The following is a 25,560-nucleotide window of genomic DNA, read 5'->3' on the forward strand; positions in this document are numbered from 1 at the left end:
GTCGCGGGCCTGCGCTTGCCGGTCGAGCGCGGCGGCGTCGGCCTCCATCGTCGTCTCGGCCGTGGCAGTCACGGGCTCGTCCGCGCGGGCGGCATGGGCGGCGGCGTCCTGCGCGGCACGCTTGCGCGACGCCGGCGGCGCGTCCCAGGCATCCTCGTTGATCGCGAAAGCATCCTGCACCGAATTGCCGGTCGCCACCGCCGGCCCCAGTGTGGGCTCACGGCGTTCGCTCGACTGTGCCGGCACCCGCGGCGGCGAAAGCGTCGGTTCGATGAACGGACGATCGTCGTCGGCGTCCGGCATGCCGGAGGTCGCATCGATGCCGGCCCCGTCGACCGGCATGCGACGCGGTATTCGGGCTCGTGCCTTGCTGCCCTGCCAGGCGTTATAGGCCACGACCCCAAGCAGTACCACTACTCCTGCGCCAATCAAGCTGAGCTGCAGTTCATTCATGCGCGGCGTTCCTCTCTCTTCTCCATCGTGGGCGCGGGGTCAGACGATCTCGGCCAGATTGATCGCCGACTCCATGTCCACCGCAACGATCCGCGACACCCCTTGTTCCTGCATGGTGACGCCGATGAGCTGATTGGCCATTTCCATCGCGATTTTGTTATGCGAAATAAATACGAATTGGGTACGGTCCGACATGCGCGCCACCATCTTGGCGTAGCGCTCGGTGTTGGCATCGTCCAGCGGCGCGTCCACCTCGTCGAGCAAACAGAACGGCGCCGGATTGAGCTGGAACATGCCGAATACCAGCGCAATGGCCGTGAGCGCCTTCTCTCCACCCGACAGCAGATGAATCGTGGAGTTCTTCTTGCCCGGCGGTTGCGCCATGACTTGTACGCCAGCGTCGAGGATTTCGTCGCCGGTCATGATGAGCTTGGCTTGCCCGCCGCCGAACAGCAGCGGGAACAGTTCGCCAAAATGCTTGTTCACTTCGTCGAACGTGCCCTGGAGCATCACCCGCGTTTCTTCGTCGATTTTGCGAATCGCGCCTTCGAGGGTATCGATGGCGTCGTTCAAGTCGGCCGACTGTGCGTCGAGGAAGACCTTGCGCTCACGCGCCGTCTCCAACTCTTCCAGCGCGGCCATGTTGACGGGACCCAACGCGTTGATCGCGTTGTTGATACGGGTGACTTCGCCTTGCAGGTACGACGGCTTCATATCCGGCGTCAGCTTGACGGCGAGCGCCTCCTCGTCGACCTCGGCCGCCGTCAGTTGCTCGACGAACTGCTCGCGGTTCAGGCGTGCCGCCTGCTCCTTCAACTGGAATTCCGTGATCCGGTCGCGCAGCGGCTGCAGCCCGCGCTCCGCCGCCAGCCGCTCCTCGTCGCTCTGACGCAACTTGTGCGTGAGCGCCTCGAGTTCGATACGTGCGGCCCCAAGAATCTCTTCCTTCTGCGCGCGGAGTTCCAGCGCGTCCTGCAAACCGTTCTCGACCGTCTGTTCGGTGATCTGCGCGAGTTCAGCCTGTGCCTGCTCGATCGATACCACCAGACGTTCGGCCTGCTCGAGTGCCGTCTGGATGCTGCGTCGGTGCTCGTCGATCTTGCTGGAAATCCCCTTCTGACCGAACGTCGCTTCCTGCGCCAGACGCTCCAGCTCGCGTGCACGGTTGCGGGCATCCGAGAGCCGGCTGTCGAGCGATTCGAATTCGAGCTGCCCGTCTTCGAACGTCGCCTGCAATTCGGCCAGACGCGCGTCGCTCTGCTCGAAGTTCGCCTCCGATTCGGCACGCAGCGCCAGTTGCTCCTCGATCTGCGCGGCGATTTCACGCAGCTCTTCGTCGATCTGCGTGCTGCGGGCATTGAAGCGCTCATAGGCTTGCGTGAGCTTGAGCACGTCCATCTGCAGCGCATGCACACGCTGGGTCGCGCGCTCCGCACGCCCGCGCACCTCGGTGAGCGACTGTGCCGCCTGGCTGTAGGCAGCCTCCGCCCGCACGGCGGCGGCCTTGGCTTCGTCCGACAGCAACACCTGCGCACGCAGTTGCTTGCCCAGGTTCTCGATTTCCTGCTGACGTGCGAGCAAACCGGCCTGCTCGGAGTCGGCGGCGTAAAGCTGCACCCCCACGCGCGTGACCTGGTGCCCCGCCTTGACGACGAGCGACGCGCCCTCCGGCAGTTCCGCCCGGGCGACCATCGCCTGCGCGAGATCGTCGGCGACGAACACGTGACCGAGCCACTCCTGCAGCACGGCGCGAAGGCCCGGATCGTCGATGCGCAGCAACGAAAGCAGCGAGCGCAGCGACGCCGGAGCGTCAAGCGGACGCGCGGCCGGCGGCGGCGAATAGAACGCCAGCTTGGCCGGTGGCGCGTCGCTCGCAAACGCCTTCACCCAGTCGAGATTGCTGATTTCCAGTGCGGCGAGACGCTCGCGCAGCACCGATTCGAGTGCGTTTTCCCAGCCCGGCTCGATGTGCAGCTTCTTCCACAGACGCGGCAATTGCGCCAGCTCGTGCTTGTCGAGCCACGGCTGCACCTTGCCCTCCGTCTGCACACTCTCCTGAAGTTGCTTGAGTGCGGTGAGACGCGCTTCGAGCTGCGCAATGGACGCGGCTTCGGATTGCACCCGCGCCTGCGCCTCGGCACGCTCGGCTTCGAGCCGTGGCAGCCGCTCTTGCGCGTCGGCAAGCTCGGCCTGAGCGTCTTCGAGCATCGCCTGATGTTCGGCCAGGTCGGCGCGCTGCATCTCCAGTTCGGCTTCGTCGGGCTTGTCGAGCCCGCGCGCCTCGCCTTGCAGACGTTCCTGACGCTGCTGCAACTGCTGCAACGCCTGATCGGCATTGCGCTGGTGCGCCGCTTCGAGTTTCAGACTCTGCTCGACCTGAGAAATCTCGCTGCGTTGCTCGTTGAGCAAGGTCTGCGCGTCGCGCCAGCCGGCTTCCAGCGCCGGCAGCGCGTCGTTCTGATCGGCCGCCTGGTCCTGCGCCGTGGCCGCGCGCTCTTCGGCGATGACGAGTTCCTCTTCCGCGAGCGCCAGGGCCTCTTCCGACTGCGCCGAGCGGGCCTGCCACTGCTCGCGCTGCGAGGTGAGCGCCGCCAGTTGCGCCTGCACGCGGTTGCGCGACTCGACGACGTAGCGGATCTCGGCTTCCAGCCGGCTGACCTCCGAATTCGCCTCGTACATGGCGCTTTGCGCGGCCTGCACGGCATCGGTGGCCGTGTAATGGGCGGCGCGCAGCGTTTCGAGATCCGATTCGGAGCCGCGCAGACGCGCCATCTGCGCTTCGAGATCGACCTGCGCCGACTCGATTGCGCGCTGTTGACGCTCTTGCTCGTTCTGGGCTTCGTTCTTGCGCAGCAGCCACAGCAACTGCTGCTTTTCTTCGCCGTCGCGATGCAAGTCCTTGTACCGATTGGCCACCACGGCTTGCGATTCCAGCTTTTCGAGATTGCTGCCGAGTTCGCGCAGAATGTCTTCGACGCGCGTGAGGTTCTCGCGCGTGTCCTGCAGGCGGTTCTCGGTCTCGCGACGGCGCTCCTTGTACTTGGAGACGCCCGCGGCTTCTTCGAGGAACACGCGCAACTCTTCCGGCTTGGCCTCGATGATGCGCGAGATCATCCCCTGCCCGATGATGGCGTAGGCGCGCGGCCCGAGGCCAGTGCCGAGAAAGATGTCCTGAATGTCGCGCCGGCGGGCCGGCAGGTTGTTGATGTAGTAGCTGGAGGTGCCATCGCGCGTGAGCACGCGCTTGACCGCGATGTCGGCGTACTGGCTCCACTGCCCGGCGGCGCGCCCGGCGCTGTTGTCGAACACGAGTTCGACGCTGGCGCGGCTCGCCTGTTTGCGGGCGGTCGACCCATTGAAAATCACGTCCTGCATCGATTCGCCGCGCAGCTCCGAGGCGCGCGACTCACCGAGCACCCAGCGCACGGCATCGATGATGTTGGATTTGCCGCAGCCGTTGGGGCCGACGATCCCGACCAGTTGGCCAGGCACCGCGAAGTTCGTCGGATCGACGAAGGACTTGAAGCCGGCGAGTTTGATGGAGGTCAGACGCACGGCAGGTTCGCTTTATCGGTCATGGAATGATGGGAAAGACGCAGACGCGTTTAGCTGGTCCTGTCGGGCCTTGCGCGAACTGCCGCACACTGGCCGCTGACATCGACATAACATCGGTTCGCATCATACCATCGCATCCCCCGCCGTCGCGGATTTACAACGCCTGGAATCCGGCAAAATACCGGACATCACGCCGGCGGCCACAATGCACAGCCCGCCCGCAATGTCGCGCACGCCCAACCCTTCGCTCGCCAGGCACCAGGACGATACCGCCGCCACCACGATCTCGAAGAGCATGATGAGCGCCGCCTGATTGGCGGGCACCCGGGCCAGCCCGAACTGCACCACGACGTTGGTCAGCGCAATCGCGCAGCCCAAGGCGAGTGCCACGGCAGCGGCAGCCGTACCCGACGTGAGCGTCGAGACGGCAGCGCGCCCCGACTCGGCCCCGCCGTCGAACGGCAATACCAGCAACCCGCCGACGACACAGCCGAGGTACAGCGTCCAGCTGCGCATTTCCGCGCGCACGTCCGGCAGTGCCTGGCTCGCGCGCCGCAGCAGCACGTTGTTGAGCGCGAAGGCCGCACCGGCAATGGCGCCCGCCCATTCGCCGGCGTTGTTGGGCAGCGGCCAGCCCAGCGCGGGTGTCCAGAGCATCAGCCCCGCCCCGCCGAGCGCCAGCGCGATCAGCCCCACGCCGCGCACACCGACGCGCTCGCCGAGCAGCCAGTGGGCGAACAGCGCCGTCCAGACCGGGGTCAGGTAGAACAGCAGCAGCACACGCATCACATGTCCGTGCGTCGTGCCCCAGACAAACGCGACGTTGGTCGCGCCGCCGGCGAACGCCACCCCCGCGAGCAGCCACGACCACCGCAGCGTGCCGAGCGAGCGGCGATATACGAGCGTGAGCAACAGCAGCGCGACGCTGGCGGTACCGATCTGCGCGGGGACCGCCGCCACGCCCCACTGGGCGAGCACGCGATAGGGAAACCAGGCCAGCCCCCACACCGACGAACCCATAAGAATGGCCAAGGCAGGTGCCGCCCGAACGCGCAGCGAAGCGCTCCCCGTCGACGCCGGGCCGTGCGTGCCGTTGCCGACTACGGTCATGCTGTTGACTCCTGAAAAATCCGAGATATTCCTCGGGCTCGCCCCATCGGCGCCTCGGAATAGGCTGAATTACGCGGCGGTCGCGCTTTGTGCGCGCCATAACGGTATAATTTTCGCTTTGCCGATCTTGCCATTCTTTAGCGCGTTCGGGAACTGTCCTTCGGGCGTTGTTACGAACGATACCGCCGCCCTGTGTGGCCTGCGTCCCGCCAGTCCGGCCCTGGAAAGCGCTCGTCGTGCCGCGCGGCGGCGCGGCGCAACGCCCGGCCGGCCCGCACGGCGCCGGATTGTCTCGAAAGCCGCCATGCATGGCGGCGCGAACCCTAGCCCTGAGTCTGTTTGAATTCTCGTGAACCCATTACTCGACAAGCTCCAGCCCTACCCCTTTGAACGCCTGAAGTCGTTGGTGGCGGACATCACGCCCGCCAGCGCGTACAAGGCCATCAGCTTCGGCATCGGGGAGCCCAAGCACCCGACGCCGCAGTTCATCAAGGAAGCCCTGATCGACGGGCTGGGCGGCCTCTCGAACTATCCGGCCACCGCGGGCGGCGAGCCGCTGCGCGCGGCGATCGCGCAGTGGCTGGAGCGCCGGTGCGCACTGCCCAACGTGAATCCGGCCACGGAAGTCCTGCCGGTCACGGGCTCGCGCGAGGCGCTCTTTTCGTTCGCACAGGCGGTCGTCGACGGTAGCAAGCCCGGCGCGCGCGTGGTGTGTCCGAACCCGTTCTACCAGATCTATGAAGGCGCCACGCTGCTCGCCGGAGCGACGCCCTACTACGTCGACAGCGATCCCGCGCGCAATTTCGCCCCGGACTACGACGCTGTGCCGGCCGACGTCTGGCGCGACGTCCAGCTTGTCTATCTCTGCTCGCCGGGCAATCCGACCGGCGCCGTGCTGAGTCTTGCCGACTGGAAGCGCCTGTTCGACCTCTCCGACGAATACGGCTTCGTGATCGCGTCTGACGAGTGCTATTCCGAGATCTACTTCGACGAAGAGCACGCCCCGCTGGGCGGTCTCGCGGCGGCGCACCGACTGGGCCGGGGCTTCGACCGTCTGGTCGTGTTCTCGAGCCTGTCGAAGCGCTCGAACGTGCCGGGCATGCGCTCGGGCTTCGTGGCCGGCGACGCCGCCGTCCTCAAGAAATTCCTGCTGTACCGCACGTACCACGGCTGCGCGATGAGTCCGGCCGTGCAAGCGGCGAGCGTTGCTGCGTGGAACGACGAAGCCCACGTGCGCCTGAACCGCAGCAAGTACCTGAAGAAGTTCCAGACCGTCACGCCAATGCTCGCCGACGTGCTCGACGTGCGCCTGCCCGACGCGGGCTTCTACCTGTGGGCCCGGGTCGACACGAAAACCGGCCTGTCCGACACGGAATTCACGCGCCAGTTGCTGGCGCAATACAATGTGGCCGTCCTGCCCGGGTCGTACCTGGGCCGCGCGGCGCACGGCGTCAACCCGGGCGAGAACTATGTGCGCATCGCCCTCGTGGCCGATGTGGACGAATGCACCGAAGGCGCCCAGCGCATCGTGCAGTTCTGCCAATCCCTTTAATTCTCACTGCAACCGATTCTCGCCATGTCGCAACAACTGCAAACCACCATCGACCAAGCCTGGGACAACCGTGCCGAGATCTCGGCGAAGTCGGCACCAGCCGAGGTGCGTGAGGCCGTCGCCCACGTCATCGCCGAACTGGACAAGGGCGCCCTGCGCGTGGCCCAGAAGCAAGACGGCCATTGGATCGTGAACCAATGGGTCAAGAAGGCCGTGCTGCTGTCATTCCGCCTCGAAGACAACGCCGTAATGCCGGCTGGCGGCTTTAGCCAGTTCTACGACAAGGTGCCGAGCAAGTTCGCCAACTACACCGCCGACGACTTCGCGCGCGGTGGTTTCCGCGTCGTGCCGCCGGCCGTGGCGCGTCGTGGCTCGTTCATCGGCAAGAACGTGGTGCTGATGCCGTCGTACACCAACATCGGCGCCTACGTCGACGAGGGCACGATGGTCGACACCTGGGCCACCGTCGGTTCGTGCGCCCAGATCGGCAAGAACGTTCACCTCTCGGGCGGCGTTGGCATCGGAGGCGTGCTCGAGCCGCTGCAGGCCAACCCGGTCATCATCGAAGACAACTGCTTCGTTGGCGCCCGCTCGGAAGTCGTGGAAGGCGTGATCGTTGAAGAAAACTCGGTGATCTCGATGGGCGTGTATCTGGGGCAGTCGACCAAGATCTACGACCGCGAAACGGGTGAAGTGCATTACGGCCGCGTGCCGGCCGGCTCGGTCGTGGTGCCGGGCAACCTGCCCTCGAAGGACGGCAAGTACAGCCTGTACTGCGCCGTGATCGTGAAGAAGGTCGATGCGCAAACGCGCGCCAAGACGGCCATCAACGACCTGCTGCGCGGCGAGTAAGACGAGGCGGCATCCGAGGCTTCGCCGCCTGTCCGGCGGCGACGGCTTCGGCGCGTTTTTGCAATCGCGACACCAGGAGCTCCGGCAATGACGGCAGTGCTGTATGGCATTCCCAACTGCGACACCGTGAAGAAGGCGCGCACGTGGCTCGACGAGCACGGCGTGGCGTACGACTTTCACGACTTCAAGAAGGCGGGCGTGAACAACGCGCTGCTCGACACCTGGCTCGCCCAGGTGCCGCTTGCCACACTGCTCAACCGCAAGGGCACGACCTGGCGCAAGCTCTCGCCGGCACAACAAGCCGCGGCGGCCGATGCGTCGGTGGCCCGCACGCTGATGGTCGAAAATCCGTCGCTCATCAAGCGCCCGGTGCTGGTGGCCGACGGCCAGTTTTCCGTGGGCTTCACGCCCGACAGTTACGCCTCACGATTCTGATTTCATGACTTTCTCCCAAGGCGCCACGCTGGCGCTCACCGAGCAACTGATCGCCCGTCACTCGGTGACGCCCGAAGACCGCGATTGCCAGGCCATCCTGGCGCGCCGCCTCGACGCCATCGGCTTCGTGTGCGAGACCATCGCGTCGAACGGCGTGACCAACCTGTGGGCGCTCAAGCGCGGCACGCGCGGCACCGACGGCAAGCTGCTCGTCTTCGCGGGCCACACCGACGTTGTACCGACCGGCCCGCTGGAGCAATGGCATTCGGATCCGTTTGCCCCCACGCATCGAGACGGCATGCTCTACGGCCGTGGCGCCGCCGATATGAAAACGTCGCTGGCGGCGTTCGTGGTCGCCTCCGAGGAGTTCGTCGCCCAACATCCGGATCACACCGGCTCCCTGGGATTCCTGCTGACCAGCGACGAGGAAGGCCCCGCCACCGACGGCACCGTGAAGGTCGTTGAAGCGCTCACGGCGCGTGGCGAACGCCTGGACTACTGCGTGGTCGGTGAGCCGACCTCGAGCCAGCGCCTGGGCGACATGGTCAAGAATGGCCGGCGCGGATCGATGTCGGGCAAGCTCGTCATCAAGGGCGTGCAGGGCCACATTGCGTATCCGCATCTCGCCAAGAACCCAACGCACCTGTTCGCACCGGCACTGGCCGAGCTGACGCAAACCGTGTGGGACAACGGCAACGAGTATTTCCCGCCCACCACGTGGCAAATCTCGAACATTCACTCAGGCACCGGCGCGACCAACGTCATTCCCGGCGAGTTGACGGTGATGTTCAACTTCCGCTTCTCGACGGCCAGCACGTCCGACGGCCTCCAGCAACGGGTGCACGCGTTGCTCGACCGTCACGGCCTGACGTATACGCTCGACTGGTCGATCAGCGGCCAGCCGTTCCTCACGCCGCGTGGCGACCTGTCGGCAGCGCTCTCGAGCGCCATCCGCGAGGAGACGGGGCTCGAGACCGAACTCTCGACGACGGGCGGCACGTCCGACGGACGTTTTATCGCGCGCATCTGCCCGCAGGTCATCGAATTCGGTCCGTGCAACGCCAGCATCCACAAGATCGACGAACACATTGCGGTGGCCGACATCGAACCGCTCAAGAACATCTATCGGGGCGTGTTGACGCGCCTGGTGGCCTGAGGCGCACGAGGCATTCCACCATGACGACACAGGCCCATCCCTTCCAGACGTTACGCGACCTGTTGCGCTACGCCGTTTCGCGCTTTACCGAGGCCGAGCTGGCCTTCGGGCATGGCACGGCCACGGCGTACGACGAGGCCGCCTATCTGCTGCTGCATACGCTGCACCTGCCCATCGACACGCTCGACCCGTTTCTCGACGCTCGCTTGCTGCCCGACGAAATCGAGCGCGTGCTGTCGGTGATCAACCGCCGCGCAGGCGAGCGCGTACCGGCGTCCTACATCACGAATGAAGCATGGATGCAGGGTCACCGGTTCTACGTGGATGAGCGGGTGATCGTGCCGCGCTCGTTCATCGGCGAGTTGCTCGAAGATGCGTTGCAGCCGTGGGTCGATCACGCGGATGACGTGGCCGACGTGCTCGAACTGTGCACCGGCTCGGGTTGCCTGGCGATCCTGGCCGCCGAGACCTTCCCGGCCGCGCAGATCGATGCCGTCGATATTTCACCCGACGCGCTCGCGGTGGCCAAGATCAACGTGGCCGACTACGGCCTCGGCGATCGCGTCGCGCTGCATCTGGGCGACCTGTATGCGCCGCTGCCCGCAGGCAAGCGTTACGAAGTCATCCTCACCAATCCGCCGTATGTGAACGAAGGCTCGATGCAAGTGCTGCCAGCCGAGTATCGCCACGAGCCGCGTCTTGCCCTGGCGGGGGGGGACGACGGGATGGACGTGGTTCGACGCATCATTGCCGGCGCACGCGAGCACCTGACCGATCATGGCGTCCTGGTGGTGGAAATCGGCAACGAACGTCACTTCGTCGAAGCCGCGTTCCCCGATCTGCCGATGACGTGGCTCGCCACGAGCGCCGGCGACGACATGGTGTTCCTGGTACAGGCCGCCGATCTGCCGTAATCGCCTCCGGGCTCGCTCATTGCAGCGAGTTCTCGCCTAAGGTCATGCAGCCCGGTTACACTCGGGTTCCCGGGTCCGCGCGACTCACGGCATGGAGGAAGATTGTCCGTCATGGTGCTCAATTGGCTCGACGTCGGCTTTGCCGTCGCCTGTATCCATGCACTGGGGGCGATCGCCGCGATCCATGCCGTGCTGACGGTACGGACGTCGCAAGGCGCCGTGGCGTGGGCGGTATCGCTCGTCACGATGCCCTACCTCACGCTCATCCCCTACCTGTTCCTCGGCCGATCGAAGTTCATCGGCTACGTCGAGGCGCGGCGCGCCCGTAATCAAGCGTTGCAATCGCGCATCGGCGAAACACAATGGAGCGGTGAGCCGCCTGTCGCGATGGAAGCCCATCCCGAGTTTGCGGCGCTCACCGCCATGACCGGCATGTCGTTCGTCGCGGGCAATCGCGTGCGTCTGCTGGTGAACGGCCACGCCACGTTCGACGCCATCTTTGCCGCCATCGATCGCGCGCGTGAGTACATCGTCATTCAGTTCTTCATCGTCAAGGACGATGCCCTTGGACGCGCCCTGTCCGCCCGCCTGCTCGCGCGCGCCGCCACGGGCGTGAAGGTTTTCTTTCTCTACGACCGGATCGGCAGCCACGACTTGCCGCGCAGCTACTGCGACACGCTGCGCCAGGGCGGTGTCCTCGTACACGAGTTCGCCGCCGCCAAGCGCGGTATCTTCGTGAATCGCTTCCAGTTGAACTTTCGCAATCACCGCAAAATCGTCGTGATCGACGGCAACGAAGCGTTCATCGGCGGCCACAACGTCGGCGTGGAATATCTCGGCGAGAAGCCGCCGCTGGCGCCCTGGCGCGACACGCACATTGCCGTGCGCGGCCCGGCAGTGGTCGGCATTCAACGCGCGTTCGCCGAAGACTGGCACTGGAGTACGGGCACGGTACCGGAACTGAACCGTCAACCGGTCGCCTCCGGCGAAGACATGCACTGCCAGGTGGTGCCCAGCGGCCCCGCCGACCGGCTGGAAACGTCGTCGCTCTTCTTCGTCACCGCCATCAACGCCGCGCAACAACGGGTCTGGCTCACCACCCCCTATTTCGTGCCCGACGAAGCGGTGTTCTCCGCATTGCGCCTGGCGGTGCTGCGCGGTGTGGACGTACGCATCCTGATTCCCGATCGGGCCGATCACCGCGTGGTGTTCGAAGCCACCACGTCATACGCCTTCGAAGCTGCCCGCAGCGGCATCAACGTCTACCGATATCAACACGGCTTCATTCACCAGAAGGTCGTGCTGATCGACGACAGCGCGGCCGCCGTTGGCAGCGCCAACCTTGATAACCGGTCGTTCCGCCTGAATTTCGAGATCATGCTGCTGACCGTCGATCGCGCCTTTGCCGATGACGTCGCGTTCATGCTGACGCACGACTTCGAGCATGCCGTCCTGGTGGACAAGGATGAATTTCGGACGATTCCGAAATGGCGCCAGATTGTGATGCGCGCGGCGCGACTTTTTGCCCCAATTCTGTAGCCAGTCGACGGCGCGCATCGCATTCGCCTCCGCGGACCGGTAAAATAGCGGTTTTGCCGTCCTCTGCGCGTGGGTTTGCCTGCATGGGCCCGTTCGGTCCACATCGGATCAACGGCGCATGCCTGCCGCGCGGGCCAAGGACGCACTGACCCGCTTTCCCCTCGGCCTTTTTCGTGATCCGATTCGAACACCTTTCCCTCGCGCGCGGCACCAAGCCGCTCTTCGAGGACACCTCCGTCACGCTCAACCCGGGCGAGCGCGTCGGCCTCGTCGGCGCCAACGGCGCCGGCAAGTCCACGCTGTTCGCGTTGTTGCGCGGGCAGTTGCACGCCGATGGCGGCGATGTCTTCGTGCCCAGTAGCTGGCGCTTGGCGCATGTGATGCAGGAGACGCCGGCGGTCGAACGTACCGCGCTCGATTACGTGCTCGACGGCGACACGCGGCTGCGCGAGATCGAAGCGAACATCGCGGCGGCGGAAATCGCTCACGACGGCCATGCCCAGGCCGACGCCCACGCGGCCTTCGCCGACGCCGACGGCTACACTGCCCCGGCCCGCGGCGAGGCGCTGCTGCTCGGCCTCGGCTTTACGTTGGCACAAACGCAGTTGCCGGTCGCCAGCTTCTCGGGCGGGTGGCGCATGCGCCTGAATCTGGCGCAGGCGCTCATGTGCCCGTCCGATCTGTTGCTGCTCGACGAACCGACCAACCACCTGGATCTGGACGCCATCGTCTGGCTCGAAGACTGGCTCAAGCGTTACCCGGGCACGCTCATCGTGATTTCGCACGATCGCGAATTTCTCGACGAGGTCTGCAACGTCACACTGCACATCGAGAATCAGCAGATCAAGCGTTACGGCGGCAACTACAGCCAGTTCGAAATCCTGCGCGGCCAGCAACTGACGCTGCAGCAAAGCGCCTTCGAGAAGCAGCAGAAAACGATTGCACACCTGGAGTCGTTCATCACGCGCTTCAAGGCCAAGGCAACGAAGGCACGTCAGGCGCAGAGTCGCGTGAAGGCGCTCGAAAAGATGGAGCGCATCGCCCCCGCGCATATCGCGTCGCCGTTCACGTTTGAGTTCCGCCCAGCCGACAGCGCGCCGAACCCGATGCTCGTGCTCGAAGCCGTCCGTTGCGGCTACCCGCTCGAGGACGGCAGCGAGAAAGTCATCCTGCCGCATGTCACGATGTCGGTGCAGAACGAGCAACGCATCGGCCTGCTCGGCGCCAACGGTCAGGGCAAATCGACGCTCATAAAATCGCTCGCCGGCACGCTGGCGACACTCACCGGCTCGGTGAAAACCGGCAAGGGCCTGCAGATCGGCTACTTTGCCCAGCATCAGGTCGAAACGCTGCGTCACGACGATTCGCCGTTGCAGCACTTGCAGCGGCTCGCCCCGGATACGCGCGAGCAGGAGCTGCGGGATTTTCTCGGCGGGTTCAATTTCCGTGGCGACATGGCCACGTCGTCGATTGCCCCATTCTCTGGCGGCGAGAAGGCGCGTCTGGCGCTCGCGCTCATCATCTGGCGCAAGCCGAACCTTCTGCTGCTCGACGAACCGACCAATCACTTGGACCTCGAAACGCGCCACGCGCTCACGATGGCCTTGGCGCAGTTCGACGGCACATTGATTCTCGTCTCGCACGATCGGCATTTGCTGCGCGCGACCACCGATCAGTTCCTGCTCGTGGCCGGCGGCGAAGTGAAACCGTTCGATGGCGATCTCGACGACTATCGCGACTGGCTGCTGCAACACGCGGCCGACCAACGGGCCGCCGCACGCGATGCCAGCAACGGTAGCGGCGACGTGGCCGACGGTGTCGACGGCGTCAATCGCAAGGATCAGAAGCGCGCCGAAGCGCAGGAACGCCAGCGGCTGTCTCAACTGCGCAAACCGCTGCAACGCAAGATCGAGAAGCTGGAGCAATCGATGGCGAAACTCTCGGACGAAAAAGCGCGGCTCGACGCCATTCTCGCCGACAGCGGTACCTATGAAGACGCGAAAAAAGCCCTGTTGACCGACAGCCTCAAGCAGCAGGTGGACGTCACGGCCAAACTGTCGGACATTGAAGCCGAATGGCTCGACGCACAGGAAGCGCTCGAGCAGATCGTCTGACAGGCGTCAGACCCGGGATGCCGGGACGGTGGCATGGCCTGAGAAGGCCTGCCCCGGAACGCCCCAAGCGCCAGCGGGACTACAACCCCGCCACGACGGAAATCGCGTGCTCCAGACGGTCGACCGCGTGCACTTCGAGGCCGTCGATGGGTTGCTTCGGCGCGTTCGCTTTCGGGATGATCGCAATCGAAAAGCCGAGTTTGGCGGCTTCCTTGAGACGATCCTGACCGCGCGGGCTCGGCCGGATCTCGCCTGCCAGCCCGACCTCGCCGAATGCCACGATGCCGCGCGGCAACGGCTTGTTGCGCAGCGACGAATGAATCGCCAGCAACACGGCCAGATCGGCCGCCGGCTCCGTAATCTTCACGCCGCCGACGGCGTTCAGGAACACATCCTGATCGAAACAGGCGATGCCCGCATGACGATGCATCACGGCGAGCAACATCGCCAGCCGATTCTGCTCCAGCCCCACCGCCAGACGCCGCGGATTGGGGACCTGCGCCGTATCGACCAGCGCCTGCACCTCGACGAGCAGCGGGCGCGTACCTTCCTGCGTCACGAGCACACACGAGCCCGGCACGCTTTGCTCATGTTGCGAGAGGAACAAGGCCGACGGATTTGCCACGCCGCGCAGGCCTTTCTCCGTCATCGCGAACACGCCCAACTCGTTGACGGCACCGAAGCGATTCTTGAACGCCCGCACCAACCGATACGACGAGTGGGTATCGCCCTCGAAATACAGCACCGTGTCGACGATGTGCTCGAGGACGCGCGGCCCGGCGAGACTGCCTTCCTTGGTCACATGGCCAACCAAGATCACGGTTACGCCGCTCTGCTTGGCGCTGCGCGTGAGTTGCGCCGCGCATTCACGCACCTGCGCGACCGAGCCCGGCGCCGAGCTGAGTGCTTCGGAGTAGACCGTCTGGATCGAGTCGATCACGACGACGTCAGGCTTCTCCGACTCGATGGCGCCCAGAATCTTCTCGAGCTGGATTTCCGCCAGCAAATCCAATTCGCCGCCCCCCTCGCCCGCGGCGCCGAGGCCCAGGCGCTGCGCACGCAAGGCAATCTGCGCGCCCGATTCTTCACCGCTGACGTACAGCGCACGCCGTTCGCGCGCCAGATGCGCAAGCGACTGGAGCAGCAGCGTCGACTTGCCGATCCCGGGATCCCCGCCGATGAGCACCACGCCGCCCGCGACCAGACCGCCGCCCAGCACACGGTCGAATTCGCTCACGCCGCTGGAGAAGCGCGGCACATCGGCCGCCTCGATCTGCGCCAGCTTGCGCACCGGCGTACTCTTGGCGAGCGATTGATATCGATGACCGGTCGGCGCTTCCGCCACCGATTCGACGAGCGAATTCCAGCCGTTGCAGTGCGGACACTGCCCCGCCCACTTGGGCGTCTGCCCGCCGCATTCGGTACAAATATAGACAGTCTTGGCTTTGGCCATGCGTGGCGATCCTGTCCTGATGCTCAGTTCGCGTACACCGGCACGCGGCGCGCCACGGCACACATCAGCTCATAGCCGAGCGTGCCGGCCGACGCTGCGACCTCGTCGATGCAAAGACCCCGCCCCCACAACGTGACAGGCGCGCCCACGCGTGCCTGCGGCACCGGCGTGAGATCGACGGCCAACATGTCCATCGACACGCGGCCCACGGTTCGCGTGCGCACACCGTCGACCAGTATCGGCGTGCCCGAGGGTGCAACGCGCGGATAGCCGTCGGCATAGCCGCAGGCGACCGTGCCCACGCGCATTGGCGCCTCGGTGGTGAAAACGCTACCGTAACCCACCGTACCGCCCGCCGGCACGTCCTGAATGCCGATCAGCTCGGCTTCGAGCGTCATCGTCGGTTGCAGATCGAGCGCCGCCGCCGAGACTTCGAGGCCTTTCGGCGACGAGCCATAGAGCATGATGCCCGGGCGCACCCATGCGCCGTGCGCTTCCGGATGGAACAGCGTGGCGGCCGAGTTGGCCAGGCTGCGCTCGCCCGGCACGTCGCATGCGCCACGCTCGAACGCTTCCATCTGATACGCGATGCCGCGCGGACCGTCGGCATCGGAAAAGTGGGTCATCAGCACGATCTGGCTCACGCATGGAATCGCGCGAGCACGCTCCCATGCGGCGCGAAAACGCTCAGGGGCGAAGCCGAGACGGTTCATGCCCGAATTCATCTTGAGCTGCACGTTGAGCGGCTTGCTCAGGCGAGTGGTCTCCAGCATGCGCAGTTGTTCGTCGCTGTGCACGGTCGTCGTCAGACCATACTTGTCGACGACGGCCAGATCTTCCGGTTTGAAGAACCCTTCGAGCAGCAGAATCGGACCGGCCCAGCCGAGTTCGCGCAAACGCACGGCCTCGTCGAGATCGAGCAGGCCGAAGCCATCGGCGTCGCGCAATCCGGGATACGCGTTTTCAAGGCCATGCCCGTAGGCATTGGCCTTGACCACGGCCCACACCTTGGCGCTGGGCGCGCTGCGGCGGGCGACATCGAGATTGTGAGCGAGGGCTGCGGTGTGAATCGAGACTTTGATTGGACGAGGCATAAGCGGATACGGGATCGAAGGAGACGCTCGCCAGGACAGGCTGGCGGCATAACGCATCGGCATATTTTCGTGTTATAAAGCCGTGCGCACAACTTGTTTTGCCGAAATTTTTCTCCCGATAACAAGACCGGTCTCAGACCGAGGGCGACCGGGCGCCCGACACGGGGGACATCAAGGCCGAATATACGGCCGAATAGCGACAGTTGATTGGCCGAAGCGCGCCGATACCCCGATGTTTAAGCCCGGTTTCTTCCGTAGGGGAGCCCGTTGCGGGCGCTGCGGATACCGACAACCGAGACACGCAAGTTTTACGCAGCACGGGATCGACTCAAGGAACGATGAAGAAAGGCTTTTATACCATCATGGCCGCGCAGTTTTTTTCGTCGCTGGCCGACAATGCATTGCTCATCGCCGCAATCGCGCTCCTGAAAGATCTGCACTCCCCGCAGTGGATGACGCCGCTGCTCAAGCTCTTCTTCGTGCTCTCGTACGTCATTCTCGCCGCCTACGTTGGGGCCTTCGCCGACTCGATGCCCAAGGGCAAGGTCATGTTCATCAGCAACTCGATCAAGGTCGCCGGCTGCCTGATGATGCTGTTCGGCTCGCACCCACTGATCGCGTATGGTGTAGTCGGCTTCGGCGCGGCGGCCTACTCGCCCGCGAAGTACGGCATTCTCACCGAATTGCTGCCCGCGGAGAAACTGGTCGCGGCCAATGGCTGGATCGAAGGGCTGACGGTCAGCTCGATCATTCTCGGCACCGTCCTCGGCGGCACACTCATCAGTCCACATATTTCCGAATGGGTGCTCCAACGCACGCCAGAGGTCATCAATACGCCGGCGATGGCCTCGATGGTGGTCATCATGGTCATCTACGTGATTGCCGCGCTGTTCAATTTGCGCATCCCCGACACGGGCGCGCGCTACGCGCGTCAGCAACGTAATCCGATCCGCCTCGTCTCCGATTTTGCCGACTGCTTTACCACGTTGTGGCGCGACAAGCTGGGCCAGATCTCGCTCGCCGTCACGACCCTGTTCTGGGGCGCGGGGGCAACGCTGCAGTTCATCGTGCTGCGCTGGGCCGAAAAAGCGCTGGGCATGACGCTGTCGGAAGGGGCCATCCTGCAGGCGGTATCCGCTGTGGGCGTGGCCATCGGCGCCATCGCCGCGGCATCGCGCATCCCGCTCAAGCGTTCACTCTCAGTACTGCCGGTGGGCATCGCCATGGGCATCGCGGTGATGGCGATGGCCTTCTTCTCGAAGGACCTGCTGCCGTGGGGCGCCGATTGGAAAGTGCCGCTGTACCTGATCGTCGCTTATATCTTCCTCATCATCGTCGGCGCGCTCGCGGGTTTCTTCGTGGTACCGATGAACGCCCTGCTCCAGCATCGCGGTCACGTCTTGCTCTCGGCGGGCCATTCCATCGCCGTGCAGAACTTCAACGAGAACCTTTCCGTGCTCATCATGCTGTGCCTCTACGCGCTGCTGATCTGGTTCAACGTGCCGGTGGGGGTCGTCATCATTCTGTTCGGCGTGTTTGTCTCGGGCACGATGTGGCTCGTCATGCGGCGTCACCAGGCCAATCAGCGCGAATTCGATTCGGTCGCGCTCATCGGCGAAATCAAGCATTGATATGTCTTCGCGTCAGTCGTCCGTTCCCATCGTCCTCACCATCGCCGGCTCGGATTCCAGCGGTGGTGCCGGCATCCAAGCCGATCTGAAAACGTTTTCCGCACTGGGCGCCTACGGCGCCAGCGTGATTACCGCCCTCACCGCGCAGAACACGCAGGGGGTCACCGGCATCCATACGCCGCCGGCGAGTTTCGTCACTGCGCAAATGGATGCCGTTTTCCAGGATCTGACGGTCGATGCCGTCAAACTGGGCATGCTTGGCAATGCCGAGGTCGTGCGCGCCGTTGCCGCTGGATTGCGGCAGTACAAGCCGCGCTTCGTCGTGCTCGATACCGTGATGATCTCGAAGAGCGGCCACGCGTTGCTGCAACCGGACGCCGTCGCCGCATTGCGCGATGAACTGCTGCCGCTGGCCGACCTGATCACCCCCAACCTGCCGGAAGCCGCGGCGCTACTCGGTGTCGAGCCGGCGACCGACGAACGCGAGATGGAACAGCAAGCGCAAGCGCTGCGCGCGCTGGGCGCTCGCCATGTGCTGGTCAAGGGAGGCCATCTGGCCAGCGATCTCAGCCCTGACTGGCTCGTGAGCGCGGCGGGTGTCGAGCGGTTCACCGCCCCGCGCATCGCCGTTCACAACACCCACGGTACCGGCTGCACGCTCTCCGCCGCGCTGGCCGCGTTGCGACCCCGTCGCCACGACTGGTCGGACACCGTGCGCGACGCCAAGGCGTATCTCAACGGCGCGCTTGCCGCCAGCGACACATTGCACATTGGCCACGGTGTCGGCCCCGTGCATCACTTCCACGCCGTCTGGCCCAAGGGGTGAGAGAGTGAGGCGCTAATGCGCCGGCTCAGATCGACGGCGCGCCGTCGTCGGCACTCTGCGCCAGCGCGCGACGCGCGGCCGCGTCAGCCCGTTCGCTCAATTCCTCGATGCGATGCCGGGCGCGCGGTGCCCAGAAATCCGGCACGATAAATCCGCGCTCATCCTCGAACCAATCCCCCTCGCCCGCCCGCCGATACAACGACACGACCAGCAACGGCTCGGCGCCGCGTTCGCGCCAGTGCGTCTCGATTCGGGCATGCATCGCGGTCAGCGATAACGCCGACGAATCGCTAACGCGCGCGGGGGCCAGCCAACGCGCGCGCGGCAGCAATGCCCACGTGCGTTCGCGTGCGGCGCTCGGCGCGCGCTGTGTCGACTGTGCGTGCGCCCACCACTCGTCGAGCGTCGCCCACCAGCCTCGACCGTGCGCTTCAGACGCCACCGCCGGCAACTGCCCACGTTGCGCAAGTGGATGGAAAAGCCAGCCCTTCAGATAGACCTGCGGCAGCCACGGCCCGGCCGCGGGCAATGCGCTAAGCGCTGCGTCCACCGTGGTCAGGCGCAATTGATGATCGAGCAACCGCGCCACCTTGTCGGCCAGGCTGTCGGCCAGGTTCGGTCCGAGCCAGTGAAACTGCACGGCCCGCTCGTCGAGCCCCGACGATGGCGTCGCAGGCGGCACGAACAGATACAGCTTCACCGCCAACTCCCAATGCAGCAATTGACGGTCGGCGCGCCGCGCCAACAGGAAATCGCACTCGCCGAGCGTCATGTTGCCGCGCCGGGCGTCACGCACCTGCAAACCGGCGGCGAGCAGATCGAAGCGAGGACTGTGCAGCAGTGCGAAATGCAGCAGTTGCTCCGCATAGCGCCCCAGGCGATGACTTTCGCCGCGCGCCAGAAAATCGCGCAACGGATCGACGTCGGCATCGCAGGCCAGTAGCCAGTCGTGCAGGATTCGAGAATGGGAGACGGGGCCGGCGATGTCGGGCTGCGTTGCAGGCGCCCCGCCCGAGGCCGGCGCGGCGGGGTGGCGCGGCGCGTCATCCACTGCCTGCACGCCATCGAACTGCGCCAGCGCTGCCGGAAAGCGGGTGGCACTGAGCAGATCGGCGGACAACAACAGCCACGCGAGGTCGCGCACCGGCGCCTCGCGCAGCGTCTCGATCAGTTCGCCGTAGGCGTGTTGGACGGAGTCGATTCGCACACAGCCTCGTAGGTAGCCCGCGCCAGGCACCAATCCGTCCAGGCCTTGGCCTTGTCGGGCAAACTGCGCAACAGGTAGGCCGGATGGTACGTCACGATCACCGGCACGCCTTCATATTCATGCACGCGCCCGCGCAGGCTGGCGATGCTCGCCTGCGTACGCAGAATGCTCTGCGCGGCGAAACGCCCCATCACCACGATCACGCGCGGCTTGAGCAGTGCCACCTGACGCTTCAGGTAAGGCTCGCAGCTCGCCACTTCGGTCGCCTCGGGATCGCGGTTGTTCGGCGGACGGCATTTGAGCACGTTCGCGATATACACGTTCTCGCCGCGCTGCAATGTCACGGCACGCAGCATGTTGTCGAGCAGCTTGCCGGCCTGACCGACGAACGGCTCGCCCTGCAAATCCTCCTGCTGGCCCGGGGCTTCCCCCACGAGCAGCCAGTCGGCCTCGCGGTCGCCCACACCGAAGACCGTCTGCGTGCGCTTTTCGCACAGGCCGCACAGGCGGCAATTGGCGACGCGCTCCGTCAGCGCCTCCCAGTCCAGTGTCTCGACGCCCGGCAGCGCAGGGCGCGACGGCGCCGCGGCCTCTCCCGCATCGCACATGATCGACCACAGCGCAGCATCGGCGGCTGCGTCGCCATCGCCGCTGCCATCGCTGTCGAGCCACATCGGCCGGTCGTCGGGCGGCAGGTCCTCCGTGCGACGGTTGGCCCCACGCGGCTCGGATGTCTGTGGCGGCATCGGTGCAGACTCACGGCGGACAGGGGCCGCGGGCACTTCATCCAACGTCGCGACGCGCGCGGTAGCAGGCGCCATCGCCGGGCCGACGCTCGGCGTCACGTCCCACGGTGGCAGATCGTCGGCATGGGCTTCGCCCCGAAGGGTCGCCGCTTCGACGCGTATCGCTACGTCGCCGTCCTCGTCAGTCGCCGTTACCGTTGCCGCCCTGGCCACGGCCTCGTGCGACATCCACACCGGCCACAGCCCGAACTCTTCCAGAATCGCTTTAGGCCACGGCACGATCGGTCTCCCACGTCAGGCGCATCACAATGGCGTCTTCACGACGCCCGCTCGCCGGATAATATCCCTTGCGCCGGCCAATCTGAATGAATCCGAAACGCTCGTACACGCGCAGCGCCCTCACGTTCGACGGACGCACCTCCAGCAAGACCCCGCCCATGCCCTGCGCACGCGAGGCCCGCACCACCTCGTCAAGCAACTGCACCCCCAGCCCGTTGCCCTGCATTTCCGGCACAACGCACACGTTGAGCAAATGCGACTCGTCGACGACCGGCATCAGCAGGAAATAGCCGAGCAGCGTGCCGTCGACCGCGCGCAGGCAGACGCCCTGATGTCCGGCGTCGAGCGAATCGGCGAAGTTCTGGCGGGTCCAGGGATACGGGTACGCGCGCACTTCGACGGCCACGACCTCGTCGAGATCGGCCAGCGTCATCGGTGAATAATGGTTCGGGCCGGTCTGGCGCATCAGGGCACCTCCGGGGCATTTGCCTTCACGGCCTGCGCGGCAGCCTGTTTGATCGCTTCGCGCTCGGCGGTCGTTTGCGCCACCTTGTTGCGGATATAGACCGGCATGGCCTGATCGGCGGGAATGGCACCGCCCCGCGCGAAGGCGCGGGCGGCGAGCGCCGCGACGTAACGGGCACGCGGCATGGCGTTGGTCAGCACTGCCTGCGCCCGCGCGCTCGCCTGCAATCGATCGCCAAACGCCAGCGCGGCATTGCCCGCGACGACGAAATCCGCCTCGGGCGCGCGCACCGCTTCGGCGGCGTCGAGCGCCGCAGGCTGGACTTCGCGCCAGTCGCCTGTGGCACTGTCCCAGGCGTAATCGGCCCAATAGGCCTCATTCATGCGCGCATCGAGTGCGACGAGCACGCGTTGTGTGTCGACGCGCAATGCGCGCGCCGCTTCGGCACACGCGAGCAACGTGCCGACCGGCACCACGGGCAGTGCGGCGCCAAACGCCAACCCCTGCGCGACACCGCAGGCCGTGCGCAACCCGGTAAACGACCCCGGCCCCGCCCCGAAGGCAATCGCGTCGCATTCGGCAAGCGTGACACCGGCCTCGCGCAGCACGTCACGGGCGGCGGGCAGAATATGGGTGCTGGAGACCGGGCCGGTATCGAGGTGGCGCTCGACCACAAGGGCCGGAGCGCCGTCGGCGGGATCGTGACGGTATACGGCAACCGAACAGAATTCGGTCGAGGTATCGAGGGCAAGAAGCGTAATCGAAGACATGTCGCTATTGTAATCGGGTGGACGGCGACCCACCTAGCGGCACCGACGGTCACCCGCCCCTGGCCGATGCGGCATCCCGCATTCCGCGTAGCCAACCGCTGACGACGGCTCACATCACTCCGTGCAAATCCGAACGTGCACTTCCCCAAAAACACTGCTATAATCCGCGCTTCGCTTCGCGGATCGTCATTGGACTTCCTGCAAAGCGACGAAAAACTGCGTTTTGCCCCAATCCTGTGATAAGCCGCTGTAGTTCTTGCCGGTACTGGCGTTCCTGATAGGAACGACCCGCCACCGTCCCTGGCTTACGATACGGATTTCGATCCGCTTTCTGCCCCATCCGCGATTTGCTTCCTGCTTGCGACGAATTGGGTTTGCCGATTGGCGCCAACGCCCCGACATCACCTTTTTGATCCGCAAGAGGCTTCATGGAACAAACTTCCAAGATGTCTGCGCTCGCGCAGACGTATTTCCCTTCGTCCGAAGAAAACGCTAACGCTATTGTTGTTGATGCCGCTCCGGCAGCCAGCGACGACGGCAAGCCCACGTTCGCCGAACTCGGCTTGAACGCGGCGATTCTGTCGACGCTCACCACCGCAGGCTATACCCACCCGACGCCGGTGCAGCAGCGCGCGATTCCCTCCGCGCTCGCCGGTCGCGATTTGCTCGTGTCGAGCCCGACGGGCTCCGGCAAGACGGCCGCCTTCATGCTGCCCGCCATCCACCGTTTCGCGGAAATGCAGGCCAGCGGCGAGCTGAACAGCCGCGCCCCGGCCGCACATCCGCGCAACGAGCCGGCAGAGCCGGGCGAAAAGCCCCGCAAGGGCCAGCGCGTGCGTCGCGTGGCCGCCCAACCGCTGCTGCTCGTGCTCACGCCGACGCGCGAACTGGCGCAACAGGTCTCGACCGCTGCCGACACGTACGGCAAGCAACTGCGCCGTCTGCGCACGGTGAGCATTCTCGGCGGTATGCCCTACCCCCGTCAGCTCGAAATGCTGGCCAAGCAGCCCGAGATCATCGTGGCGACGCCGGGCCGTCTGCTCGATCACATCTCCAGCGGCAAGATCGACCTGTCGCAATTGATGATGCTGGTGCTCGACGAAGCCGATCGCATGCTCGACATGGGCTTCATCGACGACATCCAGACCATCGTCGACGCCACGCCGGCATCGCGTCAGACGCTGCTGTTCTCGGCAACGATCGACGGTCGCATGGGCGAAATCACGCGTCGTCTGCTGCGCGATCCGGAAACCATCGAGATCACGCGCGGCTCCGACCAGCGCACCAACGCCAACATCGAGCAAACGCTCCATTACGTGGACGACCGCGCCCACAAGGATCGCCTGCTCGCACACCTGCTCGGCAACGATTCGCTCGACCAGGCCATCGTGTTCACGTCGACCAAGCGCGATGCCGACCTGATCGCCGACCAGCTCGAACAAGCCGGTTTCGACACCGCCGCACTGCACGGCGACATGCCGCAAGGCGTGCGCAACCGTACGCTGCGCGCCCTGCGCGAGCGTCGTGTGCGCGTTCTCGTGGCTACCGATGTGGCCGCACGCGGCATCGACGTGCCGGGCATCACGCACGTGTTCAACTACGATCTGCCGAAGTTTGCGGAAGACTACGTCCACCGTATCGGCCGTACGGGCCGTGCCGGTCGTAGTGGCGTGGCCGTGAGCCTCGCCGCACACGCCGAAATCGGCGCGGTGCGTCGCATCGAACGCTACACGCGTGAACTGCTGCCGGTAAATGTCGTGGCCGGTTTCGAACCGCGCCGTGCCGCACCGAAGGCCGGTGCCGGCGGCAAGCGTCCGGGCCCGAGCCGCAGCGGTCCGCGTCAAGGCAATGGTGGCGGCAGCCGCTGGAACAGCAATGGCCCGCGTCACGCGAGCAGCGCCGGTAACGGCGGTAGCGGCAGCGGCGGTTATCAGGGCGGTCAGCGCTTTGGCGCCAACAAGCCGGCCGGTGCGCCGTTCGAGCGTCGCGAGAGCAATGGCTACCAAGGGAACGGCGCGGGTAACGGCGGCAACGCTGGAAACGGCGGTAACGGCTTCTCGAACGGCAGCGCGACCGACCGCTTCGAGCGTCGCGCCCCGCGCCCGACCGAAGGCGGCTATCGTCAGGATCGCGGCTTCAGCAATCGAAGCGGTAGCGGCTTCAACAAGCGTCGCGGCGACTGAACGGCCTAAGACGGTCAGGACCGGTGCTACATCGGTCCTGCGCTAGTACCAGAAAACCCCGGATGTTGACGTCAACTGTCAACGCCGGGGTTTTTGCTTATGCGCGCCGGATGGCACGATGTCGACGCGCAAACGCCAGCGCCGTCAATCGACCGACGCCAGGAGACTCCGTCGATCTCACGGCGTCGACGCAAACCGGTCGGTCGCTTCGATCAACCAGTGCAGGATGGTCGGCTCGTTAAAGGCATGTCCGGCGTCGGGCGCCCAATAGAAATCCGCCTCCGGCCACGCCTTGTGCAAGTCCCACGCCGTGCGGGCGGGCGTCGCCACGTCGTACCGACCCTGGACGATCACCCCCGGAATGTCGCGCAGGCCGCGCGCACCGTCGATCAACTGATTCGGCGCGAGAAAGCCATCGTTGACGAAGTAATGATTCTCGATGCGAGCGAACGCAATCGCGTAGCGCGGATCGCCGAACGCCTCGGCAAGACGGTCGTCGGGCAGCAGCGTGATGGTGCTGCCCTCCCACATACTCCATGCCCGCGCTGCCTCGATCCTCACGGCCTCGTCGCGATGGGTCAGCCGCTTCTGGTAAGCACGCATCAGGTCGCCCCGCTCTTCAAGCGGGATCGGCGCGAGGAACGACTCCCAGCGATCCGGAAACAGCCACGATGCGCCCTTCTGGTAATACCACTGCAACTCGTCGCGGCGCACGGTGAAAATGCCGCGCACGATCAATTCGCTTACGCGTTCGACGTGCGCCTGCGCATAGGCCAGTGCCAACGTGCTCCCCCACGAGCCCCCTAACACCATCCAACGGTCATATCCGAACTTGACGCGCAAGCGCTCGATGTCGTCCACCAGATCCCACGTGGTGTTGTGGTCCAGACTTGCATGCGGCGCCGAGCGTCCGCAGCCACGCTGATCGAACAGCGTGATGCAGTATTTGGCCGAATTGAACAATCGCCGATGCTCCGGCGAGCAGCCGCCCCCGGGCCCCCCGTGCAGAAACACCGCCGGCTTGCCCTGCGGATTGCCACACCGCTCCCAATAGACTTGGTGCCCATTGCCCACATCGAGCATGCCGCACTCGAACGGCTCGACCGGCGGGTATAGGCCGCGCAGCATCTCCGGGCGACTCTCCACGACCTTGCCAGGCCCCCGCGGCACATGGCCCTGCGCGCGAGGACCGTTCGGTAGGCTGCGGGCGGCATCATCGGGAAAG

General features: G+C 65.3%; 20 protein-coding genes and 1 pseudogene. 10 read left to right on the forward strand and 11 right to left on the reverse strand.

Annotation, left to right across the window (positions count from 1 at the left end; all coding sequences use genetic code 11):
- From PSO31014_RS16710 to PSO31014_RS16720, 3 genes and pseudogenes are all read right to left on the reverse strand, one after another.
- Window positions 1-453 (reverse strand): annotated as a pseudogene (locus tag PSO31014_RS16710) (cell division protein ZipA C-terminal FtsZ-binding domain-containing protein); the annotation flags it as partial.
- A gap of 39 nt (window positions 454-492) precedes the next feature.
- On the reverse strand, window positions 493-4,008 hold the full coding sequence (smc, locus tag PSO31014_RS16715) for a chromosome segregation protein SMC (RefSeq protein WP_150552653.1): 3,516 nt from the start codon (window positions 4,006-4,008) through the stop codon (window positions 493-495).
- A gap of 123 nt (window positions 4,009-4,131) precedes the next feature.
- Entirely contained in the window at window positions 4,132-5,118 is a 987-nt protein-coding gene (locus tag PSO31014_RS16720) for a DMT family transporter (protein WP_150552654.1), read from the reverse strand.
- 349 nt (window positions 5,119-5,467) lie between these two features.
- Here PSO31014_RS16720 and dapC point away from each other — a divergent pair, with 349 nt between their 5' ends.
- The 7 genes from dapC (at window position 5,468) to PSO31014_RS16755 (ending at window position 13,680) form a co-directional block, all read left to right on the forward strand.
- Window positions 5,468-6,670: a succinyldiaminopimelate transaminase gene (dapC, locus tag PSO31014_RS16725; protein ID WP_150552655.1), complete on the forward strand. Its 1,203-nt coding sequence runs from the start codon at window positions 5,468-5,470 to the stop codon at window positions 6,668-6,670.
- 24 nt (window positions 6,671-6,694) lie between these two features.
- Window positions 6,695-7,522, forward strand: a complete 828-nt coding sequence (gene dapD, locus PSO31014_RS16730; protein ID WP_150552656.1) for a 2,3,4,5-tetrahydropyridine-2,6-dicarboxylate N-succinyltransferase — start codon at window positions 6,695-6,697, stop codon at window positions 7,520-7,522.
- Between the two features lie 87 nt (window positions 7,523-7,609).
- Window positions 7,610-7,957 carry an ArsC family reductase gene (locus PSO31014_RS16735; RefSeq protein WP_150552657.1) on the forward strand — a complete coding sequence of 116 codons (348 nt, stop codon included), beginning with the start codon at window positions 7,610-7,612 and terminating at the stop codon, window positions 7,955-7,957.
- A 4-nt stretch (window positions 7,958-7,961) separates the two neighbouring features.
- Window positions 7,962-9,113, forward strand: a complete 1,152-nt coding sequence (gene dapE / locus PSO31014_RS16740) for a succinyl-diaminopimelate desuccinylase (RefSeq protein WP_150552658.1) — start codon at window positions 7,962-7,964, stop codon at window positions 9,111-9,113.
- A gap of 20 nt (window positions 9,114-9,133) precedes the next feature.
- Entirely contained in the window at window positions 9,134-10,027 is an 894-nt protein-coding gene (gene prmB, locus PSO31014_RS16745) for a 50S ribosomal protein L3 N(5)-glutamine methyltransferase (RefSeq protein ID WP_150552659.1), read from the forward strand.
- A 111-nt stretch (window positions 10,028-10,138) separates the two neighbouring features.
- The gene (cls, locus tag PSO31014_RS16750; RefSeq protein WP_150552660.1) at window positions 10,139-11,566 is read left to right on the forward strand and encodes a cardiolipin synthase; all 1,428 of its coding nucleotides are present in this window, start codon (window positions 10,139-10,141) and stop codon (window positions 11,564-11,566) included.
- 173 nt (window positions 11,567-11,739) lie between these two features.
- Window positions 11,740-13,680: an ATP-binding cassette domain-containing protein gene (locus PSO31014_RS16755; RefSeq protein WP_150552661.1), complete on the forward strand. Its 1,941-nt coding sequence runs from the start codon at window positions 11,740-11,742 to the stop codon at window positions 13,678-13,680.
- 79 nt (window positions 13,681-13,759) lie between these two features.
- Here PSO31014_RS16755 and radA read toward each other — a convergent pair whose 3' ends face one another.
- Together radA and alr are read right to left on the reverse strand one after the other, a co-directional pair.
- Window positions 13,760-15,133, reverse strand: coding sequence for a DNA repair protein RadA (gene radA, locus PSO31014_RS16760; RefSeq protein WP_150552662.1), 1,374 nt, complete (start codon window positions 15,131-15,133; stop codon window positions 13,760-13,762).
- A 23-nt stretch (window positions 15,134-15,156) separates the two neighbouring features.
- The gene (alr, locus tag PSO31014_RS16765; RefSeq protein ID WP_150552663.1) at window positions 15,157-16,227 is read right to left on the reverse strand and encodes an alanine racemase; all 1,071 of its coding nucleotides are present in this window, start codon (window positions 16,225-16,227) and stop codon (window positions 15,157-15,159) included.
- A 338-nt stretch (window positions 16,228-16,565) separates the two neighbouring features.
- Here alr and lplT point away from each other — a divergent pair, with 338 nt between their 5' ends.
- Window positions 16,566-17,858, forward strand: coding sequence for a lysophospholipid transporter LplT (gene lplT / locus PSO31014_RS16770; RefSeq protein ID WP_017234102.1), 1,293 nt, complete (start codon window positions 16,566-16,568; stop codon window positions 17,856-17,858).
- A 1-nt stretch (window position 17,859) separates the two neighbouring features.
- The gene (thiD, locus tag PSO31014_RS16775) at window positions 17,860-18,684 is read left to right on the forward strand and encodes a bifunctional hydroxymethylpyrimidine kinase/phosphomethylpyrimidine kinase (RefSeq protein ID WP_150552664.1); all 825 of its coding nucleotides are present in this window, start codon (window positions 17,860-17,862) and stop codon (window positions 18,682-18,684) included.
- A 25-nt stretch (window positions 18,685-18,709) separates the two neighbouring features.
- On the opposite strand, the gene PSO31014_RS16780 is transcribed toward thiD, so the two are convergent.
- From PSO31014_RS16780 to PSO31014_RS16800, 5 genes are all read right to left on the reverse strand, one after another.
- On the reverse strand, window positions 18,710-19,891 hold the full coding sequence (locus PSO31014_RS16780) for a DUF1853 family protein (RefSeq protein WP_174976547.1): 1,182 nt from the start codon (window positions 19,889-19,891) through the stop codon (window positions 18,710-18,712).
- Entirely contained in the window at window positions 19,852-20,916 is a 1,065-nt protein-coding gene (locus tag PSO31014_RS16785) for a uracil-DNA glycosylase (protein ID WP_150552666.1), read from the reverse strand. The genes PSO31014_RS16780 and PSO31014_RS16785 overlap by 40 nt, the downstream gene beginning before the upstream one ends.
- Complete coding sequence (gene rimI / locus PSO31014_RS16790; RefSeq protein ID WP_150552667.1) at window positions 20,903-21,382, reverse strand: ribosomal protein S18-alanine N-acetyltransferase; 480 nt, start codon at window positions 21,380-21,382, stop codon at window positions 20,903-20,905. The genes PSO31014_RS16785 and rimI overlap by 14 nt, the downstream gene beginning before the upstream one ends.
- On the reverse strand, window positions 21,382-22,152 hold the full coding sequence (gene tsaB, locus PSO31014_RS16795) for a tRNA (adenosine(37)-N6)-threonylcarbamoyltransferase complex dimerization subunit type 1 TsaB (RefSeq protein ID WP_150552668.1): 771 nt from the start codon (window positions 22,150-22,152) through the stop codon (window positions 21,382-21,384). Before tsaB ends, rimI begins: the two co-directional genes overlap by 1 nt.
- 157 nt (window positions 22,153-22,309) lie before the next feature.
- The gene (locus PSO31014_RS16800) at window positions 22,310-22,582 is read right to left on the reverse strand and encodes a hypothetical protein (RefSeq protein ID WP_150552669.1); all 273 of its coding nucleotides are present in this window, start codon (window positions 22,580-22,582) and stop codon (window positions 22,310-22,312) included.
- On the opposite strand from PSO31014_RS16800, the gene PSO31014_RS16805 reads away from it, so the two are divergent.
- A complete protein-coding gene (locus PSO31014_RS16805) occupies window positions 22,581-24,335 on the forward strand; it encodes a DEAD/DEAH box helicase (RefSeq protein ID WP_246176750.1) in 1,755 nt (584 codons plus the stop codon). The genes PSO31014_RS16800 and PSO31014_RS16805 overlap by 2 nt on opposite strands.
- A 177-nt stretch (window positions 24,336-24,512) precedes the next feature.
- Here the strand turns inward: PSO31014_RS16805 and pip are convergent, their stop codons facing one another.
- Window positions 24,513-25,463, reverse strand: a complete 951-nt coding sequence (gene pip / locus PSO31014_RS16810; RefSeq protein ID WP_174976557.1) for a prolyl aminopeptidase — start codon at window positions 25,461-25,463, stop codon at window positions 24,513-24,515.
- Window positions 25,464-25,560: the final 97 nt, after the last annotated feature.

Origin of the sequence: Pandoraea soli, from assembly GCF_902459595.1 — a bacterium.
In the GTDB taxonomy this organism is placed as follows: Bacteria; Pseudomonadota; Gammaproteobacteria; order Burkholderiales; family Burkholderiaceae; genus Pandoraea; species Pandoraea cepalis.

Bases quoted from the DNA above. Each gene is read 5' to 3' on its own strand.
- PSO31014_RS16720 (WP_150552654.1), bottom strand. From the start codon at position 5,118: ATGACCGTAGTCGGCAACGGCACGCACGGCCCGGCGTCGACGGGGAGC.
- dapD (WP_150552656.1), top strand. From the start codon at position 6,695: ATGTCGCAACAACTGCAAACCACCATCGACCAAGCCTGGGACAACCGT.
- PSO31014_RS16735 (WP_150552657.1), top strand. From the start codon at position 7,610: ATGACGGCAGTGCTGTATGGCATTCCCAACTGCGACACCGTGAAGAAG.
- dapE (WP_150552658.1), top strand. From the start codon at position 7,962: ATGACTTTCTCCCAAGGCGCCACGCTGGCGCTCACCGAGCAACTGATC.
- prmB (WP_150552659.1), top strand. From the start codon at position 9,134: ATGACGACACAGGCCCATCCCTTCCAGACGTTACGCGACCTGTTGCGC.
- cls (WP_150552660.1), top strand. From the start codon at position 10,139: ATGGTGCTCAATTGGCTCGACGTCGGCTTTGCCGTCGCCTGTATCCAT.
- radA (WP_150552662.1), bottom strand. From the start codon at position 15,133: ATGGCCAAAGCCAAGACTGTCTATATTTGTACCGAATGCGGCGGGCAG.
- alr (WP_150552663.1), bottom strand. From the start codon at position 16,227: ATGCCTCGTCCAATCAAAGTCTCGATTCACACCGCAGCCCTCGCTCAC.
- lplT (WP_017234102.1), top strand. From the start codon at position 16,566: ATGAAGAAAGGCTTTTATACCATCATGGCCGCGCAGTTTTTTTCGTCG.
- thiD (WP_150552664.1), top strand. From the start codon at position 17,860: ATGTCTTCGCGTCAGTCGTCCGTTCCCATCGTCCTCACCATCGCCGGC.
- rimI (WP_150552667.1), bottom strand. From the start codon at position 21,382: ATGCGCCAGACCGGCCCGAACCATTATTCACCGATGACGCTGGCCGAT.
- tsaB (WP_150552668.1), bottom strand. From the start codon at position 22,152: ATGTCTTCGATTACGCTTCTTGCCCTCGATACCTCGACCGAATTCTGT.
- PSO31014_RS16805 (WP_246176750.1), top strand. From the start codon at position 22,581: ATGGAACAAACTTCCAAGATGTCTGCGCTCGCGCAGACGTATTTCCCT.
- PSO31014_RS16800 (WP_150552669.1), bottom strand. From the start codon at position 22,582: ATGAAGCCTCTTGCGGATCAAAAAGGTGATGTCGGGGCGTTGGCGCCA.
- pip (WP_174976557.1), bottom strand. From the start codon at position 25,463: ATGCTGCGCGGCCTATACCCGCCGGTCGAGCCGTTCGAGTGCGGCATG.